Source organism: Halostella salina (assembly GCF_003675855.1).
Taxonomy (GTDB): domain Archaea; phylum Halobacteriota; class Halobacteria; order Halobacteriales; family Natronoarchaeaceae; genus Halostella; species Halostella salina.
Genome location: NZ_RCIH01000004.1, coordinates 312,206 through 329,455 on the forward strand (window position 1 = coordinate 312,206; position 17,250 = coordinate 329,455).

A 17,250-nucleotide genomic window follows, 5' to 3' on the forward strand; every position below is an offset into this window, starting at 1 on the left:
GGGTGTCACAGTGCGTCGACGAATTCGTCGAACGCGCCGCTCTCCGGGTGGACGTGGGCGTACGTGCCGAGCGTCCGGTACTCGGTCAGCCCGTCACGCTCGCCGTCGATCCCGTCGCCGCGAACCACCTCGAACGCGAACCGGGCGTCGCGGTCCGGGTCGCACTCCGAGTAGTGGAACTCGTGGCCCCGGAGCGCGTCGCCCGCGGCCGCGGTCAGCGTCCCCTCCCGCGCCCGGAGTTCGACGTGGTCCAGCGCCCGGTAGCGCTCGGACATCTCCACGTCCGCCGGGAGGACGCCGGCCATCGTGTGCTCGTCGCCGTCCGCGGTCGTCAGCGAGCGCGCCAGGGCCATCAGCCCGCCGCACTCGCCGAACACCGGCAGGCCCTCGGCGGCGCGGTCGGCGAGCGCCGTCAGCGCGGGACTCGCCGCGAGGTCCGCCGCGTGCAGCTCCGGGTAGCCGCCGGGGAGGTAGACGCCGTCGCACTCGGGCAGGTCGTCGCCGGCTGTCGGCGCGAACGTGGTCACCTCGGCCCGCTCGCGCAGGCGCTCGACCGTCGCCGGATAGATGAACCGGAACACGTCGTCCCGCGCGACGGCGACTGTGCGGTCGCGGGCGGGCCGCGCCGGCTCCGGGGACTCGGGACGGGGCGGCGTCCGCGCCAGGTCGACCAGCCGCTCCGCACGAACCGTCTCTGCGGCGGCGTCCAGCGCGTCCTCCGGGACCGTCACCTCGCGCCCGCCGTGCAGGCCGAGGTGGCGCTCGGGCAGTTCGAGCGCGTCGTCCGGCGGGACCCGGCCGAGATACGCCAGTTCGTCGGGCAGCGCCTCGCGGATCCCTGCCTCGTGGCGGCCCCCGTGGGCCTGCTGGGCGAGAACGCCCGCCACGTCCGGGTCCGCGTCCGTCCGCGCGGCGTACTCGCGGAACCCGAGCGCCGTGGCGGCGACGCTCTCCATGCCGGCCGACGCGTCGACGACGAGGACGACCGGGAGGTCGAGCGCCGCCGCGACGGCCGCCGTGCTCGCGGCGTCGCCGTCGTACAGCCCCATCATCCCCTCGACGACGCAGACCTCGTCGTCGCCGTCAGCGCCGCGCCAGTAGTTCCGGCGGAGGCCGTCCTCCCCTTCCAGCCACGGGTCCAGCGTCCGCGAGGGGCGACCCGTGACGGCCGCGTGGTGGCTCGGGTCGATGAAGTCCGGTCCGGCCTTCGCGGAGCGTGGGTCGTACCCCGCCGCGTCGAGCGCGCGGAGCGTCGCCAGCGTCGCCACGGTCTTGCCGACGCCCGAGGCGGTGCCGCCGAGCGCGACGCCTCTCACGGCTCGAACACCTCCGTCTCCCCGAGCGGTTCGACGCCGTGCCGGGCGTCGGCCACGGACTCCGGGGTCGCCTCGTCGGCGTACCGCGACTGGAGGCTCGCGCGGAGGGCGTCGCGGACGCAGGCCCGCGCGGCCCGGCCGACCTCGGTCCCGCTCCCGGAGAACGCGGCGCGCTCGCCGTCGGGGTCGCAGGCCGCGACGACGGCGTCCGTCGTCGTGCCGGGAAAGCCCGTCTCCCGCAGGAGCGTCGCCGCCTTGGCCTCCGCGGCGACGGCGACGAGGTTCGGGAGCGCGCCGGGCGCGAGCGAGCGCGCCGTGCCGACGACGACGTTGACGGTGCCCGTCGGCGGGGTGTCGGGGGCGTCGCCGTCCGCCGGTTCGGGATCCCTGCCTGTGCCGCTCCCGCCGACCAGCGGCGCGGGGTTCGACAGCCCCGCGGTGGCGACGGCCTCGACCGGGCCGGCCCGAGCACCGCGAGCGTGGCGCTGGGCGACGCCGGTCAGTAGTGCGGGGCCGTCTGCGTCCCCGTCGAACCCCGCCTCGGCGCGGCGCTCCGCGACGTAGGCCGCCAAGTCCGTCCGGTCCCACCCCTCCGGGACGGTCACGTTGTACGCGGCGTCGGCGACGCGCTCGCCGCCGTCGAAGCCGGTGCTGAGCCAGCGCGTCCCGGGCCGGCGGAGCCGCGTGACACCCTCGCTGACGGCCGTCTCAAACATCCCGCATCGCCTCCACTAGCAGGTCGTTCTCGTCCGGCGTCCGGACGGCAACGCGGACGTGCGAGTCCAGCCCGCGGAACGTCGTCGCGTCGCGGACGGCGACGCCCCGCTCGCGCAGCCCCGCAACCAGCTCCGCCACGTCGCGTTCGCCCACGTCGACGAGCAGGAACGGGGCCGCGGACGGCCGCACGTCGAACCGCTCGCCGAGCGCCCCGCGGAGTCGCTCCCGCTCGCGCTCGACGCGGTCCCGCGTCTCGGCGACGAACTCGCGCTGCCGCAGGCAGTGGGCCCCGACCGCCGCCGCGGGCGCGCCGAGCGTCCAGGCGCGGCGGGCGGCCGCCAGCCGGTCCAGCAGGTCGCCCGTCGCGACGGCGAAGCCGGCCCGGAGGCCGGGCGTCCCGTACAGCTTCGTCAGCGAGCGCGCGACGACGACGCCGTCGGTCCCGGCCAGCGACGGGCGCTCGGTGAAGCCGAGAAAGGCCTCGTCGACGAGCAGCGTCGTCCCGGTCTCGCGGCAGCGCGCGGCGTAGTCACGCAGGTCGGCGTCGTCGAACGCCTCGCCGGTCGGGTTGTTCGGGTTGCAGACGACCGCCAGCGCGTGGGGTGCGGGGTCGGCGTCGAGCACCGACTCGGTGGCGACGAACGACGGCTCCGCGCCCTGGAGCCGCACCTCGCGGGCGTACTCGCCGAAGCTCGGCGCGGGCACGAGGACCGAGTCACCAGCGCTCACGCTCGTCTCGACCGCCAGCCGGATCCCCTCCAGCCCGCCGGCGGTCGGCACGACGCGGTCCGGTTCGCAGCCGACGGCGTCGGCCGCGGCCGCGCGGAACGCCGGATACCCGTCGTCCGGGTAGCGCCCCACCTCGTCGAACGCCTCGCGGTAGGCCTCGACCGTGCCGGGCGGGCGCTCGGGGTTGACGTTCGCGCTGAAGTCCACGAGGTCCGGATCGTCGCTCCCGCCGTGTGGGACCCGACCGACCTCGGCCGCGGCGTCGGGGTTCACGGCTCGCCCCCCAGTTCGTCGGCCAGCGTCTCGACGCGTTCCCGGACCTCGGCCATGGGCACGCCGGCGCGGTCGGCCAGCGCGAGCGCGCCGCCCATCCCGACGCCCTCCTTGGCCTCGCCGGCGACGTAGCGCACCAGCGCGGCGTGGTCGCTCCGGTCGAACCCGGGGTCCGTGACGGTCAGGTCGAGGTCGAACGACGCGGCCGCGCCCGGCAGGTCGACCCCGTCGTCGTCGGCGACGAACGAGGTGGTCGAAAGCGAGAGCGAGGCGTCGACGCCCGCATGCCGAACCAGCGCCGCGGCGGCGAGCAGCTGGGTCCCGCCGGCCAGCGTGACGGGCGTGTCCGTCTCCAGCGCGCCCACGGTCAGCCCGGCGACGGTCGCCAGCACCGGGTCGCCGACGTACCGCAGTGCGCCCCGGGGGTCGCCCGCGAAGTCGCCGGGCGCGGCGTCGCTGGCGTCGAGCGCCGCGTCGACGACCGCGCGCTTGCGCTCGACCGGGTTCTCGGGGAGCGACGACGAGACGGCCACGTCCTCGCCGAGCGCGGTGAGGACGGCGAGCGCCGTCGTCGTTCCGCCGGGGATCGTCTCGCCGACCAGCAGTTCGTCGTCGGGGAGCGCCCGCCCGAACTGCCGCGCGGCGGCGAACGCGCCGGGACCGGTCGGGACGGGGTCCGGCTCCCGGATGTCGTCGCCGGGCCGCGCGCCGACGGTGACAGTCGGGGCGGCGGTCGGCTCCGCCAGTCCCCCGTCGACGACGGTGAGGTCGAAGCCCAGTACCTCCCGGACCGCGCGGGTGACGACCGCCGGCGTCGGACAGCCCGTCGGACTCACCGGGACGACCGGCGCGCGCACCGGTTCGCCGTAGGCGACGATCTCGGCGTCGGCGCTCGGCGTGTGGGCACGCAGGTCCGGGTCGGCCCCGGCGGCGCTCACCCCCTCGATAGCGGCCGTGCGGGTCGTCCCCGCGGCGAGGATCAGTCGCACAGCAGCGCCTCCGCGACCGCCGCGTCTCCCCGTCGGTTCACGTTCACCGCGAGCCGTGCGTCGTACGTCGTGTACACGTCGTCGCGTTCGTCCTCCCCGACGATATTTACCCCGGTCGGGGCGCGCCCGTCCGCCGCGGCGTCCGCGCTCACCCCGAGCAGTTCTTTCAGCGCGGCAGGCACGCAGACCGCCAGCGATCCGCCGTCGTGTGCCCGGAGCACCGCGTCGACCGCGTTGCCGTCGAGCAGCGGGAGGTCGGCCGCGACGGTGAGCACCGGCGACTCGACCCGGCTGTCGTCGAGGGCAGCGGTCAGGTCTGCGACGTAGCCGTCGCCCGGCGTCTCGACGGCCGTCAGCCCGCGCTCTCGGACGTGTGTGGCCGTCGCCGGGGCGTGGGGTGAGGTGACGGCGTACGTCGTCTCGACCGCGCTGGCCGCGAGCGCGTCGGCGACGCGGTCGACCATCGCCCGGCCGCCGACCTCGAACAGCGGCTTCTCGCAGTCGCTGTCGAGCCGGGTTCCCTTCCCGCCGCAGATCAGGAGAGCGTCCACGCGACCACCCCCGCGTGCAGGCCGACGACGCGACCGACCTCGTTGACCGCGCCGAAGGCGTCGCCGCTGACACCGCCGAGCGCCCCCCTTGCCCACTGCAGGACCACCGCGGTCCCCGCGAGTGCGCCGCCGAGCGCGGCGGCGGGCGCGAGCGACGGCAGGGGGAGCAGGGCGGCGGGCGCGGCCAGCAGCGCCGGAAGCAGGAACGACCGCGGCGCGGCGTTCCGGGTGAGCGCCGACCCGAGCCCCTCGTGGGTCGCCGTCCCGACGCAGGCGACGGCGGCCATCCCCGTCTTCGCGCCGACCTCGGCGGCGACGACGACGGCGACGACGGCCGCGAACGGCGCGCCGGCGAGCGCGAGCCCCCCGAGCGCCAGACCGAGGAGGACGACGCCGACCGCGCCGACCGCGCCGACGCCGACCGTCGTGTCCCGCATGACCTCGCGGCGGTCGGCCGGGTCGCCGTGGACGGCCGCGGCGTCGCCCAGGTCCGCGACGCCGTCGACGTGGTTGATCCCCGTGACCGCGTACACCGCGACGACGTAGCCGAGCGCGACGGTCGCCGGCGGGAACACGGGGTTCGCGAGGAAGGGGACGGCGACCAGCGCGCCGACGAGGTAGCCGGCGACGGGGAACGCGGCGGGTGCCGCCCGGAACGCGGTCCACGCGCGCTCGTCGTGGCCGACCGGGAGCCGCGTCAGGAAGCCGACCGCGCCGCGGAGCGCGGCGACCCCGCGGTCGAGTCGGCCGGCCGGCCCGTTCACGCCCACGCGACCACCCCCGCGACGGCGTAGGCGAGCAGGCCCGCGCGGCCGACGAGGGCGACGCCGCGCCCGGCCGCCTCGGCGTCGGGCAGCGTCGCCATCGCGTTCAGGTCGTACGCGCCGGGCTTTTCGAGGCGGACCTGGAGCGCCGAGGCGACGGTCCCCATCGGCCACCCCGAGTTCGGCGACGGCGGCGCGCGCGCCCAGCGCCGCGCGTTCAGCAGGGCGTCCGGGTTCGCCGCGGCGACGGCCAGCAGGACGGCGCTGGCCCGCGCCGGGAGCCACATCACGAGGTCGTCGAGGCGCGCGCTCGCCCAGCCGACCGGCTTCGAGCGGTAGCCGAGCATCGAGTCGAGCGTGTTCACGGCCTTGACCCACGCCGCGCCGGCGGCCGCGAGCGGGAGCGAGACCGTTGCGAGCGCGGCGAAGGCGAGCAGCGGCGCGACGAGGCCGTCAGCGAGGTTCTCCGCGGCGCTCTCGACGGCGGCGCTCCGCAGGTGGGCGGGCGAGAGGTCGGCTGGGTCGCGCCCGGCCAGCGCCGGCAGGCGCTCGCGCGCCGCGGTCGGGTCGCCGTCGCTCGCGCGGACGACGGCTCGCGCTTCCGACAGGAGCATCCGCAGGCTGGTCGCGACGAACAGGACGCCCCCGGCGACGAGCGCGGCGACCGCAGGGTGCGCGACGCCCGCCGCGCGGACGACGCCCCAGGCGACCGCCGCCGCGAGCAGGGGGAGCAGGACGGCGACGGCGACCCCCACGGCCCGCGGCGTCGGCCACTCGCGGTCGAACGGCGCGGCGAGGCGGCCGAACCACGCGACGGGGTGGAGCCGGTCCGGCGGCTCCCCGGCGACGCGGTCCAGCGCCGCGGCGACGGCGACGGCGGCGGTCCCGGTCAGGGGCACGGGTGACCCTCCAGCCAGTCGGGGAACTCGGACAGCGGCACCTCGTCGGTGTGGACGAACGTCGCGCCGAGCGTCCGGACGCCGCCGTCCGATCGCGGGTCGTCACCGACGTGTATCAGGTCGGCCGGGTCGGCATCGAGTTGCTCCGCGACTGCCTCGAACGCCCGGTCGTGGGGTTTGCGCCAGCCGCAGGCGACGCTCGTGACGACGGCGTCGAACGCGTCGCGGTCGAACGCCGACCGGACCAGCGCCCGCCGGGCGAGTTCCGGCACCGAGCAGTTCGAGCAGACCCCGACGGGGCCGCGCTCCGCGGCCGCCCGAACCGCCTCGACCGCGCCGTCGCGGGTCCGCACCTCGGGGTCGAACGCGGCGACGACCGCGCGGCGGGGCGCGTTGTTCGGCGCGTTGACACCCCTGCTCGACAGCGCGGCGCTGACGTGTGCGGCCAGCGGTACCTCCGCGCCGCGGGGGGCGTCGACGTGCCCCTCGCGATACGCCTCGTCCCAGTCGTCGGGCACCGCGACGCCGCGTGCTTCCAGTTCGGCGGCGACTGCTGCGCCGGGGTCGTCGGGCCGGTCGGCGTCCACCAGCGTCCCGAAGAGGTCGAACGAAACTGCCACCTCTGTGTGGCTATTGCAATCTCACTTGAATCGCTCGGTGGGCACGCCGGATAGGCCGGGCTTTCGAGCGCTCCGAGGGGGCGGGAATCGAAGTAATCCCTTTCAACCGGGCCGTCGAACGCCCGCACATGTACCACGTACTCGTGGCCGTGGACGAGGCGGAGGACCGGTCGGAGCGACAGGCCGAGGCGGTCGCGGACCTGCCCGACGCGCCAGGATCGGTGGAAGCGACCGTGTTCCATACTTTCACGGACAACCCCACCGGCGCGTCGGCGTCGCAGATCGCCGGCGTCCGCCGTGCGCGGGACTATCTGGAAGCGGAGGGGATCGACGTGACCGTTCGGGAGGACAGCGGCGACCCGGCCGACAGCGTGCTCGACGCCGCCGCGGACCTCGACGCCGACCTGGTCTGCATGGGCGGCCGGAAGCACACGCCGACCGGAAAGGCGCTGTTCGGCAGCGTCACGCAGGCCGTGATCCTCAACGCGGACCGGCCGGTGATGGTGCCGGGCTACGAGTGAAAACGCGGGCGCTCGCTCAGTTCGCCAGCCGCGCGAACGCGAGGTTGCCGCTGATGTTCTTGATGTAGATATCGACGACCTGCCCCTCCTGCGTCCCGGGGACGAAGATGGTGTACTCGCCCTTCTCGGCGACGCCGTCGCCCTTGCGGCCGGTGCCGGTGATCTTCACCTCGTAGGTCTGGCCCTCCTCGACCGCGTCGCGCTGCTGGGTCGTGTCGCTGGACTGGCGCTTCGTGACCGGGCGGAACGCGCCGCAGGCCTCACAGCGGAGCATGAGCGTCCGGTTCTCCGTCGTCAGCTTGGTGTCGGGCAGGCCACACTGCGAGCAGGTGACGAACTCGTCGACGTAGCTGTCGACGGCGGCGTCGAAGTCGCTCCCGGTGAACGTCCCGTTGTAGCGCGCGCGGCCGTCGTCGAACTGGCCGGCGGTGCCCAGCTCGCGCTGGATCGAGCTGTGGAGGTGTTCGGGGTCCCGGGAGAGGGCGTCGGCGATCTCGCCGAGGTTCGTGAACCGCGTGAACGCGCCGTCCTTCTGGGCGTTCGCGTCGGGCACCGACAGTCGGTCGTCGGAGCCGGCGTAGTCGGGGACCGCGTCCATCGCGCGGTCGAGGCTGGCTTCGTAGTCCATGGGTTCTCAACGGTCCGGGCAGGTAAAGGGAGTTCGCTTCGGCCGGGCGGCGGTGCGGCGGCGTGTCACCGTCCGAGCACGATGGCCTGACCGCCGGTGCGGTCCACGATTACCCGCCCGCAATCCCCGGGACTGCGACCGAGATGAACGTAACGGAACAGTTCGGATCGGTGAGCGAACCCCGGCGTAAGGCGGTGTTTACTGGCCGTTATCCGGCGTATAACTATACCCGTTCTGTGAGTGTCCCACGACTGGGTTCACGACAATGCCAAAATGCAACAACTGTGGTTCGTTCGTGACGCCGGAGTTCGTCCGTGTGTTCGGGGGGAACGAGGACGAGGTGTACGGCTGCCTCGACTGCGTCGGGGCGACCGCGGTCAAGAACGGGGCCGGACTCGACAACGTGGAAGCGCGAACCGGCCTGTAGCCTCGCCACCGCGTCCACCCGGCGGACGGGGACGCGAGCGTGGACGGGAAGCGACGGCGAGCCGAGCATCCGACGCGAGCCGGCAGCGGCCCCGCTGACGTGGAGGTGGGGGAGACGCCCCGATCCCCGGCGCAGTGTGTCGGTTGAACGAAGACCGCCACTTTTGACGGCGGCGTTCCGATCGCCGAGTACGAGGTCCTCACACGTGCGTCTGGTCGAACGACTCCGTCGCATCGTCGGCGACAGCACCGACGGGAGCGACTCGCAGCCCTACCAGTGTCTGAACTGCGGCGAATCGTTCCAGTTACAGCGCCAGCGCTGTCCGACGTGTGGCGGCTACCGGATCGAGCGGGCGGCCTGGAGCGAGACCGCGGAGTAGCGGTGCGCGTCCCGCCGGACTCGCCGTCCTGCTTTCGACTCGATGCCGCGGCGTCCCCGTTCGAAGTGAACAACTCTAAGACACCTCCGGCGTAGGTGAGGGTATGAACGAACGATCGGGCGTCGGGGAGGCGTTCGACCGGGTACGGTCTGGTATCACGCGGCGACGCCTCCGCGTCGCGTGTCTCGTCGTCCTCCTCCTCTGCGGCGCGTACCTCGCGTACGGCGCGATGACCGGCATCACGACGGCGACGGAGGCGGGCGTCCCGGAGGCCCCGCCCACCGAGAACCACACCGTCGTCACGGAGTCGGCCAAGTTCGGCACGATAATCGCCTACGCGCCGGACGGCAGCGTCGCCTACTACAACAACAGCCACACGAAGTACTTCGACGTCGACCCAGTCGAGAACGAGTCGCTGACCGTCGAGTACGTCGCGGTCGACACGATCCACACCGAGGGACCGAACTGCGCGAGTCCGCCGTGTTCCCGCAACGTCATCGAGCGGGCGAACATCTCGACCGGCGAGGTCGAACGGGTGCTCACCCGCTACGACCACCGCGAGAACGCCGCCGAGTGGCACGACCACGTCCGCGTCGACGAGGACCACGTCGTCATCGCCGACATGGCGGACAACCAGGTGTTCATGCTGGACACCGAGACCGGCGTCCGCGAGTGGGCCTGGAACGCACAGAGCGACTTCCCCGTCGACGAGGGCGGTCCCTACCCCGGCGACTGGGCGCACATCAACGACGTGAGCATGCTCGACGACGGCCGCGTGATGGTGAGCCTGCGCAACCAGGACCAGGTCGTGTTCATCGACCCCGAGACCGGGTTAGACGAGTCGTGGACGCTCGGCGCGGAGGGCGCACACGACATCCAGTACGAGCAGCACAACCCCGACTACATCCCCGAGGAGCGCGGCGGTCCCGCGGTCGTCGTCGCCGACTCGGAGAACGGCCGCGTCGAGGAGTTCCAGCGCGAGGACGGCGAGTGGGTCCGCACCTGGGAGTGGTCCGACGACCGGATGCAGTGGCCTCGCGACGCCGACCGCCTCCCCAACGGCAACACCCTCATCACCGACACGAACGGCAAGCGCCTCATCGAGGTGAACCCCGAGGGCGAGATCGTCTGGGAGGTCGAGCTCTCCCACCCATACGAGGCCGAACGGATCGAGACGGGCGACGAGAGCGCCGGCGGGCACAGCGCCCAGTCGCTCGGCTACGAGTCCCGGACCGGCGGCGAGAGCGGCGGCGGTGGCGGCAGCCTCGCCGCGGACGCCATGGCGGAGATCGCCGACGTGGTCCGGGGGCTGCTCCCCTCCCGCGTGACCAACGCGATCATCTACATCGGTCCGGTGTGGATGGGGCGGCCCGAGTTCGGCGCGGCGTCGATCGCCGTCCTCACCGGTCTGGCGTGGGGCGCTGCGGAAACCCGCTGGGCGCTCCGCTCGCGCGGCATCGGGTTCCGGCTGCCCGTCTACCGCGGCGAGTCAGCCGGCGAGGGTGACGGCGAAGAAACCGAAGCGGAGTAGCTTCCGGCGCTACTGGCTACTCCGACCGCTCCGGCCGGAGCCGAATGTTCTGCCGGCCTTCCGCAGCAGCACGTCCCGGGCGTCCTGGTCGTCGTCGACGTGGACTCGCAGATAGTACCAGACGGCGACTTGCGCGAGGATCCCGCCGCCGAACACGACCCAGTAACCCGTCGACAGCAGGTTCGACAGCGTCGCGTCCAGTTCGCCGGGCGACGCCGACAGCGACGCGCCGAGCGCGATCGAGACCAGCGTCGCGCCCCACGACGCGGAGACGAGGATCAGGATCGCGGTCTCCAGCAGCCACGCGGCGACGACGCCGGCGACCGCGCCGCCGGCCACCATCGGGTCGAGCAGGCTCGCCGGTTCGGCGAGCGACACGTCAGTGAGCAGTATCACGACCCCCACGCCGGTCAACACGCCCGGGACGACGACCAGCAGCGTCCGGATCGTGCTCGCGATCCCGATGCCGAACACCGCGCCGACGCCGGCGGCAACGAGCGTCATCGTCATCTCCAGCGCCAGCGTGTCCGCCGCCATCAGGCCGAGTCCAGCGCCGAGCAGCAGCCCGAACAGGTACAGCGCCGTCTTGAAAAACAGGAACCCACCCGCCGCCAGCGCTACCCCGACGACGAGCAGAAACCCGGTCGTGAGTGCGTTTGCCATGGGTATCGTGCGAAGTGTTCGCAGGTAACCCGCAAGTAACTGTCGGCTACGGTCCACCGTGGGGACACGCCCTCCCGTGTGGTTCGGATCCCGCCTGTCCCGCCGGTAGCCGAACCGTTTTCGGGCGCTGGCTCCGACCTCCGACATGGACCTCTCGCTCGTCGACCTTTCGCCGGTCCCCGAGGGCGGCACCGCGACGGACGCCTACGCGAACACCGTCACCGCGGCGAAGCAGGCCGAGCAACTGGGCTACTCGCGGTTCTGGGTGGCCGAACACCACGGCATGGCCGACACGCTCGCCGGCACGACGCCGGAGGTGCTGCTCGGCCACCTCGCTGCCGAGACCGACGCGATACGCCTCGGCTCCGGCGCGGTGCTGTTGAACCACTACAGCCCGTTCAAGGTCGCCGAGCAGTTCGGCGCGCTCGACGCGCTCGCACCCGGTCGCATCGACGCCGGGCTGGGCCGTGCGAACGGGTCGCCGGCGTCCGACCGCGCGCTCGGGACCGAACGGCACGTCGAGAACCCCGACGAGGACCACGCCGAGAAGGTCGAGGCCGTCATCAACCACCTCTACGACGACTACCCGGCCGACCACCCGTACGGCGACCTGTCGATCCCCCGGTCCGACGCCGCCGAGCCGGTGCCGTGGGTGCTCGGGTCGAGCACGTCGAGCGCGGCGATCGCCGGGGAACTCGGCCTGCGCTTCTGCTTCGCGGCGTTCATCCGACCGAGCTTCGCCGTCCCGGCGTTCGAGGCGTACCGCGAGCGCTTCGAGTCGTCCCGGCTGGCCGACGGCCTCGACGAACCCGAGGGGATGGTCGCGATAAACGCCGTCTGTGCCGAGACCGACGAGGGGGCGGCGCGACAACGCGCGGTGGCCGAGGCGTCGTACCAGCGGATGGCGCGCGGCGAGGTCGGCACCAGACCGTCGGTCGGGGAAGCGATCGACGAACTCGGCGGCGTCCCCGACCCGACGCCCGCGACGCTCGACGCCGACGAGTGGCCCCGCGCGATCTCCGGCAGTCCGGAGACGCTCGCCGACCTGCTCGAACAGCTCGCCGACCGCGTCGGCGTCGACGAGGTGATGGTCCAGAACGTCGTGGCGGACCACGACGACGCGCTCCGCTCCCACGAACTGCTGGCCGACGCCGTCGGACTGGCGGGTCGCTGACGGGAGACGCTCCCGGAGTCACCGGAACACTGCACCCCACAGCCCGCAGCGCTCACCGCGGGAACGAGTCGACGAAAACCATCGCGTACACCGAGGCCGCGAGCAGCAGCGTTCCGACGACGAGCAACACGGTGCCCCCGAACCGGAACACCCACTCTCGCCGCTCGCGCAGGTCGTCGTAGTACTCGGGGTTCTCCGAGGGCGGCTTCCAGCTTACCGCTTCAGCGAACCGTTCCTGGAGGGCGAGCGCCACCTCGGCGCGGACGGCGAACACGCACCCGACGCCGAGGGTGAGCAGCGCCAGGACGCCGATCGTGATGGATTCGATCGACACTTTCGGGTGTCCCGTAATCGGGTCGCTAACTTGAAACCTCAGCTCCGCGCACGTCGGCATCGTTCGTGGGGCGAGCCGCTGCGGGATCGGGAGTTCCCGACTGCCGTAGTTCCGTATCTTCACGGTGTCCGTCGACCCGCGCTCAAACGAGCGTGTCGGACATCGTGCCCAGTACGACGACGCTCCACAGAACCACGCCGAGCCCGTAGAACAGGAGGACGAGATGGCGGGCGGTCCCCGTACCCCGGGGTGACAGTGGCACCAGGCTCGAATCCCCGCTCTCTATCCAGTCCTCGCCCGAGTGCTCTGTCGGAGCGGTGTTCACCTTCCCTGCGGCTCCTCCGCCGACGGCAGCGAGTACGACTCCGACACCTGCTAAAACGAGTATGTGTAGCCCCGACCGTGTTGCGAGATACGTTGCCCCGACCGTGAGAAGACCGAAGAGACCGGTGTAGAGCAGAAGCGGTTTCCAGAGGGTCTTAATATTCACACCCGAACACCGTGGCAAAACTGTATCTAACCACCGATATATCTCTTTGGGACGCCGTACTCACCTCGTTGCGCGTAACTCACAACCTCAAATCGGATCTCGGGATGGACCTCTCGCTGCTCCCGTTGTTCCCAAGAGAAGGTCCGCCCTCCCCGATGTGAACAACTGTCAGACGGTCGCGCTCGCTTCGTTCGCGCGCTGCGGCTGGCGTGTTCGAATCGGGTCGGAACACCGAGAGACATCGTTTCGGGACGCTGTGCGGTTCTATACGAATATGCAATTGATACGCAGGGACATATTGTATGTTCAATCACAACACCCCCAGTTCAGTTTTCGTTTGTGAACCACCGTTCCCCTTCCTTCCTCATCGATAGCGGGACGCTCACCCAGTTTGATACCGGTACTTCTGGAGGTGCCACTGTCGTGTGCGCCCCACCCTCGAGAGCACATATGATTTATCTATAGGGGATGTATCCATACAAGCGTACAAATGAAAGCCTCTTTTGATCGGGAATTTTCACGGGCCGGGATCTGGAACTGGGAACAGCCCCGGATCGAGGACGAACTCCACTACGCACAGTATGCAGAACGCAAGGGGCTGGACTCCGTCTGGCAGGGGGAGTCGCGGCTGGTTCGGGACGCGATGACGGTCATGGGGGCGTACACGCAGGTCACCGACGAGATCGACATCGCTCCGGGGGTGACGAACTGCTATACGCGCAACGTGGCGCTGATGGCACAGACGTTCTCGACGCTCGATGAACTCTCCGGGGGACGCATGAAACTCGGTATCGGGGCCTGGTGGGACCCGCTGGCCTCGCAGGTCGGGATCGAACGGGAGAACCCACTCCGGCGGATGTGGGAGTACTGTACCGTCACGAACCGCCTCCTCGAACTCGAAAACGTCACCTACGAGGGGCAGACACTGAGCGTCGACAACATCGAACTGGACCTCGTCCGGGGCGACCGGGAACCCAGAGACGTTCCCATCTACGTGGGTGCGACCGGCGAAGTGATGCACAAACTCACGGGCGAACTCGTCGGCAAGGGTGTAGCGGGCGGCGTGTTCATGAACTACCTCATCCCACCCGAACACAACCTCCGGGGCCTCGAAATGCTGAAAGAGGGCGTCGAAAAACAGGGTGGCAGTCTGGCCGACGTCGACCGGCCCCAGCTGATCGCCGTCGCGATGGACGAGGACCCCGACGAGGCGATCGACGCGGCACGCGGTCTCGCGACTCAGTACATCGGCCAGCAACCACACATCACGAAGGCGTGCGGCATCGACGAGGAGAAGGCCGACCGGATCAAAGCGGAGTTGGGAGGATGGCCGGCCTCCGCCGAGGACATTGAACGGGCCTCGCGCCTCGTCTCCGACGATGTCGTGACCAACATCGTGGCTGCGGGGACCAGGGACGACGTCGCCGAGCGGATCCGTGACTACTGTGCGGCGGGCTGTACCGAACCCGTCGTGTATCCCCTGACCGACAACATGGAAGCGGTCATCGACGTTCTCGCCGAGATGAAAGCCGAGGCCTAGCCCGAACGACTCGGTCCGGCCCCCGGCGTAGGTAGCCGACGTCACGTACTAACCGGCTCCAGCCCGAGACGAACCTTTACCCGATGGATGCGCTCGTTCTCGCCGTCGACGCGACTGTGACTCACATGTCCAAATCGGGTCGGTTGGACGTGCTATCACTCACCGGTCGCTCCCTTTCGACGGGTCGCAGGAAAAGTCCGCCCTCCCCGATTTGAACAGATACCAGACGGTCGCGCTCACTCCGTTCGCGCGCTGCGTCTGGCGTGCTCAAATCGGGTCGGTTGTCCCTCACATTCAACACCGTTCGCTACCGCTCACGGGTGTTGAAGTTCAGTCCGCCCTCCCCGATTTGAACGGGGGACAAGTCGATCTACAGTCGACTGCTCTACCAGTCTGAGCTAAGGGCGGGCAGGCGATTACACGTAGTCCCCGAGTCGGACTTAAGGATTGTTATTCGGGGCGACGCCGTCGGCGACAGACACGTGTCAGACAGCGCGGGAAGATTGAAATAGGTGGGGACAGATCGGTGGGACGAGCAGGCGATGAGCAAGATCACGTTCCGCGCCGACGACGAACTCGTCGACGAACTCGACCGGTTCGACGCCTCCAAGAGCGAGGTGCTCCGCCGTGCGCTCCGGGCGTATCTGGAGGACCGGGAGCCGTCCGACGCTGACGACGACGGGGGCGGGCGCGGGACCGGCGGTAGCATCGACGAACTGGTCGCCGAGCGCGTCGACGCCATCGTCGAGCAACGGCTCGCGGAGCACACGCGGGACGCCGGACAGGACATCAACGTCAACATCTCGCTCGACGGGGCCGACGCGACGGACGACTCGGCGGTATCGACCGCGCGTAAGACGGCCACGCGAGAGCAGCCGGAGGCGGCCGACGACGCGAGTAATACGTGTGGCCAGTGCGGGGAGCACGTCGACGCGGAGCACGTGTACTGCCCGAACTGCGGCGAGAAGGCGACCCATCGGGTGTTCTGTGACTGCGGCGACGAGCTCCGGACCGACTGGGCGTTCTGCCCGAGCTGCGGGCGTCGGACGCCGGCAGCTGACGTGCTCGATTCGCCGTAGAGGGCTAGATGGGGCCTGAGGCGACCGTTTACGGCCGTGTCATACGACCGTCGGTACTTTTATTACATTTGGTATGTTGTGTAGACCCGCGTAAGACGATCGTCTTACACTCCCGGCGTGCGTGGTCGGGTCCCGGTCCCGTACCGGGGTTACGAGGTGTAAGACAGTCTGCGTGTGAGATCATCACACGCGCGTCTTACCCAGAGGGGAACCCAACCATGGAGCGTGTGACACTGCGAATCCCGAAACAGCAGATCGATGAGGTGGAACAGCTAGTCGAGACGGGTGAGTTTCCGAACCGGAGCGAGGCGATCCGGTCGGCCGTCCGCGACATGATCAACGAGCAGAGCGAACAGACCCAGGAGGGCTCCGGAAAGCGAACCTGGGCGAAGGTGTAACGATGCAGGATATCGTCCAGGACGCACTCGAAAACGCCGAGGAGGAGCAACGGGAGATGAGCGTGGACGGCGACGACGACGAGTTCGGGGACCCCCGGATCGTCATCGTCGGCGCTGGCGGCGCGGGCAACAACACGGTCAATCGCCTGTACAACATCGGCGTCGACGGGGCCGAAACCGTCGCGATAAACACGGACAAACAGCATCTGAAGATGATCGAGGCCGACACGAAGATCCTCGTGGGCAAGTCGCTCACGAACGGCCTCGGCGCGGGCGGCGACCCGTCGATGGGCGAGCGCGCAACCGAGATGGCCCAGGGGACCATCAAGGAAGTGCTCGGCGACGCCGACCTCGTGTTCGTCACGGCGGGCATGGGCGGCGGCACCGGAACCGGCGCAGCGCCCGTCGTCTCGAAGATAGCCAGCGAGCAGGGCGCGATCGTCGTCGGCATGGTGTCGACGCCGTTCAACGTCGAGCGCGCCCGCACGGTGAAAGCCGAGGAGGGCCTGGAGAAGCTCCGCGAGGAGGCTGACTCCATCATCGTGCTGGACAACAACCGCCTGCTCGACTACGTTCCGAACCTCCCGATCGGCAAAGCGTTCTCGGTGATGGACCAGATCATCGCCGAGACTGTCAAGGGGATCAGCGAGACCATCACCCAGCCCAGCCTCATCAACCTGGACTACGCCGACATGACGACGATCATGAACCAGGGTGGCGTCGCGGTGATGCTCGTCGGCGAGACCCAGGACAAGAACAAGACCCGCGAGGTGGTCAACGACGCGATGAGCCACCCGCTACTGGACGTGGACTACCGCGGCGCGAGCGGCGGGCTGGTCCACATCACTGGCGGTCCCGACCTCACGCTGAAGGAGGCCGAGGGGATCGCGGACAACATCACGGAGCGGCTGGAGGCCAGCGCCAACGTCATCTGGGGCGCGCGCATCCAGGAGAACTACAAGGGCAAGGTCCGGGTGATGGCGATCATGACGGGCGTCCAGAGCGCCCAGGTACTCGGCCCGACGACCCAGAAGCAGGCCAACAAGTCCCGGGAGAGCTTGGAGGGCGTCGACGAAGCCGACTTCGATGCGAGTCAGAACGTCGACGGCGACAACGTCCACGGCACCGGCGCGCAGAGCGACGGCGGCCGTGCCGAGGTCGACCAGAACAACGGGCTGGACGTCATCCGCTGAACCGGGCCGTCGTCCCGTGTCGCGGAGCGCCCCGG

At 70.6% G+C, this 17,250-nt stretch carries 21 protein-coding genes and 1 tRNA gene; 9 read left to right on the plus strand and 13 right to left on the minus strand.

The window, feature by feature from the left end:
- Positions 1 to 5: 5 nt before the first annotated feature.
- Genes D8896_RS10145 through D8896_RS10180 form a run of 8 tightly spaced genes read right to left on the minus strand, consistent with a single transcriptional unit; the run spans position 6 to position 6,858 of the window.
- A complete protein-coding gene (locus D8896_RS10145) occupies positions 6 to 1,316 on the minus strand; it encodes a cobyrinic acid a,c-diamide synthase (protein WP_121821977.1) in 1,311 nt (436 codons plus the stop codon).
- Positions 1,313 to 2,032, minus strand: a complete 720-nt coding sequence (locus tag D8896_RS10150; protein ID WP_121821978.1) for an adenosylcobinamide amidohydrolase — start codon at positions 2,030 to 2,032, stop codon at positions 1,313 to 1,315. Before D8896_RS10150 ends, D8896_RS10145 begins: the two co-directional genes overlap by 4 nt.
- Positions 2,025 to 3,035: a threonine-phosphate decarboxylase CobD gene (gene cobD / locus D8896_RS10155; RefSeq protein ID WP_121821979.1), complete on the minus strand. Its 1,011-nt coding sequence runs from the start codon at positions 3,033 to 3,035 to the stop codon at positions 2,025 to 2,027. The genes D8896_RS10150 and cobD overlap by 8 nt, the downstream gene beginning before the upstream one ends.
- The gene (gene cobT / locus D8896_RS10160) at positions 3,032 to 4,024 is read right to left on the minus strand and encodes a nicotinate mononucleotide-dependent phosphoribosyltransferase CobT (RefSeq protein ID WP_121821980.1); all 993 of its coding nucleotides are present in this window, start codon (positions 4,022 to 4,024) and stop codon (positions 3,032 to 3,034) included. The genes cobD and cobT overlap by 4 nt, the downstream gene beginning before the upstream one ends.
- A complete protein-coding gene (locus tag D8896_RS10165) occupies positions 4,015 to 4,560 on the minus strand; it encodes an NTP transferase domain-containing protein (RefSeq protein ID WP_121822059.1) in 546 nt (181 codons plus the stop codon). Before D8896_RS10165 ends, cobT begins: the two co-directional genes overlap by 10 nt.
- Positions 4,560 to 5,339, minus strand: a complete 780-nt coding sequence (cobS, locus tag D8896_RS10170; RefSeq protein ID WP_121821981.1) for an adenosylcobinamide-GDP ribazoletransferase — start codon at positions 5,337 to 5,339, stop codon at positions 4,560 to 4,562. The genes D8896_RS10165 and cobS overlap by 1 nt, the downstream gene beginning before the upstream one ends.
- A complete protein-coding gene (gene cbiB, locus D8896_RS10175; RefSeq protein WP_121821982.1) occupies positions 5,336 to 6,238 on the minus strand; it encodes an adenosylcobinamide-phosphate synthase CbiB in 903 nt (300 codons plus the stop codon). The genes cobS and cbiB overlap by 4 nt, the downstream gene beginning before the upstream one ends.
- Positions 6,229 to 6,858: an HAD family hydrolase gene (locus D8896_RS10180; RefSeq protein WP_121821983.1), complete on the minus strand. Its 630-nt coding sequence runs from the start codon at positions 6,856 to 6,858 to the stop codon at positions 6,229 to 6,231. Before D8896_RS10180 ends, cbiB begins: the two co-directional genes overlap by 10 nt.
- A 128-nt stretch (positions 6,859 to 6,986) precedes the next feature.
- Between D8896_RS10180 and D8896_RS10185 the strand changes: the two genes are divergently transcribed.
- The gene (locus tag D8896_RS10185) at positions 6,987 to 7,379 is read left to right on the plus strand and encodes a universal stress protein (RefSeq protein WP_121821984.1); all 393 of its coding nucleotides are present in this window, start codon (positions 6,987 to 6,989) and stop codon (positions 7,377 to 7,379) included.
- A gap of 16 nt (positions 7,380 to 7,395) precedes the next feature.
- Here D8896_RS10185 and D8896_RS10190 read toward each other — a convergent pair whose 3' ends face one another.
- Entirely contained in the window at positions 7,396 to 8,007 is a 612-nt protein-coding gene (locus D8896_RS10190) for a translation initiation factor IF-2 subunit beta (protein ID WP_121821985.1), read from the minus strand.
- A 265-nt stretch (positions 8,008 to 8,272) separates the two neighbouring features.
- Between D8896_RS10190 and D8896_RS19380 the strand changes: the two genes are divergently transcribed.
- The 3 genes from D8896_RS19380 to D8896_RS10195 all read left to right on the plus strand — a co-directional run bounded on the left by D8896_RS19380 (position 8,273) and on the right by D8896_RS10195 (position 10,344).
- Entirely contained in the window at positions 8,273 to 8,434 is a 162-nt protein-coding gene (locus tag D8896_RS19380; RefSeq protein WP_162991528.1) for a DUF7563 family protein, read from the plus strand.
- Positions 8,435 to 8,639: 205 nt separating this feature from the next.
- Positions 8,640 to 8,813, plus strand: a complete 174-nt coding sequence (locus tag D8896_RS19385) for a hypothetical protein (RefSeq protein ID WP_162991529.1) — start codon at positions 8,640 to 8,642, stop codon at positions 8,811 to 8,813.
- A 103-nt stretch (positions 8,814 to 8,916) separates the two neighbouring features.
- Positions 8,917 to 10,344, plus strand: a complete 1,428-nt coding sequence (locus D8896_RS10195; protein WP_121821986.1) for an arylsulfotransferase family protein — start codon at positions 8,917 to 8,919, stop codon at positions 10,342 to 10,344.
- A 9-nt stretch (positions 10,345 to 10,353) separates the two neighbouring features.
- Here the strand turns inward: D8896_RS10195 and D8896_RS10200 are convergent, their stop codons facing one another.
- Positions 10,354 to 11,007 carry a hypothetical protein gene (locus D8896_RS10200; protein WP_121821987.1) on the minus strand — a complete coding sequence of 218 codons (654 nt, stop codon included), beginning with the start codon at positions 11,005 to 11,007 and terminating at the stop codon, positions 10,354 to 10,356.
- Between the two features lie 145 nt (positions 11,008 to 11,152).
- Here D8896_RS10200 and D8896_RS10205 point away from each other — a divergent pair, with 145 nt between their 5' ends.
- Complete coding sequence (locus D8896_RS10205; protein ID WP_121821988.1) at positions 11,153 to 12,181, plus strand: LLM class flavin-dependent oxidoreductase; 1,029 nt, start codon at positions 11,153 to 11,155, stop codon at positions 12,179 to 12,181.
- A 52-nt stretch (positions 12,182 to 12,233) separates the two neighbouring features.
- Here the strand turns inward: D8896_RS10205 and D8896_RS10210 are convergent, their stop codons facing one another.
- Both D8896_RS10210 and D8896_RS10215 read right to left on the minus strand, forming a co-directional pair.
- Positions 12,234 to 12,515 carry a hypothetical protein gene (locus tag D8896_RS10210; protein ID WP_121821989.1) on the minus strand — a complete coding sequence of 94 codons (282 nt, stop codon included), beginning with the start codon at positions 12,513 to 12,515 and terminating at the stop codon, positions 12,234 to 12,236.
- A gap of 142 nt (positions 12,516 to 12,657) precedes the next feature.
- Positions 12,658 to 13,005, minus strand: a complete 348-nt coding sequence (locus D8896_RS10215) for a hypothetical protein (RefSeq protein ID WP_121821990.1) — start codon at positions 13,003 to 13,005, stop codon at positions 12,658 to 12,660.
- 490 nt (positions 13,006 to 13,495) lie between these two features.
- On the opposite strand from D8896_RS10215, the gene D8896_RS10220 reads away from it, so the two are divergent.
- A complete protein-coding gene (locus tag D8896_RS10220; RefSeq protein ID WP_121821991.1) occupies positions 13,496 to 14,545 on the plus strand; it encodes an LLM class flavin-dependent oxidoreductase in 1,050 nt (349 codons plus the stop codon).
- Between the two features lie 334 nt (positions 14,546 to 14,879).
- On the opposite strand, the gene D8896_RS10225 is transcribed toward D8896_RS10220, so the two are convergent.
- Positions 14,880 to 14,953 (minus strand) — tRNA-Tyr (locus D8896_RS10225).
- A 134-nt stretch (positions 14,954 to 15,087) separates the two neighbouring features.
- On the opposite strand from D8896_RS10225, the gene D8896_RS10230 reads away from it, so the two are divergent.
- From D8896_RS10230 to ftsZ, 3 genes are all read left to right on the plus strand, one after another.
- Complete coding sequence (locus D8896_RS10230; RefSeq protein ID WP_121821992.1) at positions 15,088 to 15,624, plus strand: double zinc ribbon domain-containing protein; 537 nt, start codon at positions 15,088 to 15,090, stop codon at positions 15,622 to 15,624.
- 218 nt (positions 15,625 to 15,842) lie between these two features.
- A complete protein-coding gene (locus D8896_RS10235; RefSeq protein WP_121821993.1) occupies positions 15,843 to 16,022 on the plus strand; it encodes a ribbon-helix-helix domain-containing protein in 180 nt (59 codons plus the stop codon).
- Between the two features lie 2 nt (positions 16,023 to 16,024).
- Positions 16,025 to 17,215, plus strand: coding sequence for a cell division protein FtsZ (gene ftsZ / locus D8896_RS10240; protein ID WP_121821994.1), 1,191 nt, complete (start codon positions 16,025 to 16,027; stop codon positions 17,213 to 17,215).
- Positions 17,216 to 17,250 lie beyond the last annotated feature (35 nt).

Excerpts from the sequence above, each read along its gene's own strand:
- D8896_RS10205 (WP_121821988.1), top strand. The coding sequence starts at position 11,153 with ATGGACCTCTCGCTCGTCGACCTTTCGCCGGTCCCCGAGGGCGGCACC.
- D8896_RS10185 (WP_121821984.1), top strand. The coding sequence starts at position 6,987 with ATGTACCACGTACTCGTGGCCGTGGACGAGGCGGAGGACCGGTCGGAG.
- D8896_RS10150 (WP_121821978.1), bottom strand. The coding sequence starts at position 2,032 with ATGTTTGAGACGGCCGTCAGCGAGGGTGTCACGCGGCTCCGCCGGCCC.
- D8896_RS10235 (WP_121821993.1), top strand. The coding sequence starts at position 15,843 with ATGGAGCGTGTGACACTGCGAATCCCGAAACAGCAGATCGATGAGGTG.
- D8896_RS10195 (WP_121821986.1), top strand. The coding sequence starts at position 8,917 with ATGAACGAACGATCGGGCGTCGGGGAGGCGTTCGACCGGGTACGGTCT.
- D8896_RS10220 (WP_121821991.1), top strand. The coding sequence starts at position 13,496 with ATGAAAGCCTCTTTTGATCGGGAATTTTCACGGGCCGGGATCTGGAAC.
- D8896_RS10200 (WP_121821987.1), bottom strand. The coding sequence starts at position 11,007 with ATGGCAAACGCACTCACGACCGGGTTTCTGCTCGTCGTCGGGGTAGCG.
- ftsZ (WP_121821994.1), top strand. The coding sequence starts at position 16,025 with ATGCAGGATATCGTCCAGGACGCACTCGAAAACGCCGAGGAGGAGCAA.
- D8896_RS10230 (WP_121821992.1), top strand. The coding sequence starts at position 15,088 with ATGAGCAAGATCACGTTCCGCGCCGACGACGAACTCGTCGACGAACTC.
- D8896_RS10190 (WP_121821985.1), bottom strand. The coding sequence starts at position 8,007 with ATGGACTACGAAGCCAGCCTCGACCGCGCGATGGACGCGGTCCCCGAC.
- D8896_RS19380 (WP_162991528.1), top strand. The coding sequence starts at position 8,273 with ATGCCAAAATGCAACAACTGTGGTTCGTTCGTGACGCCGGAGTTCGTC.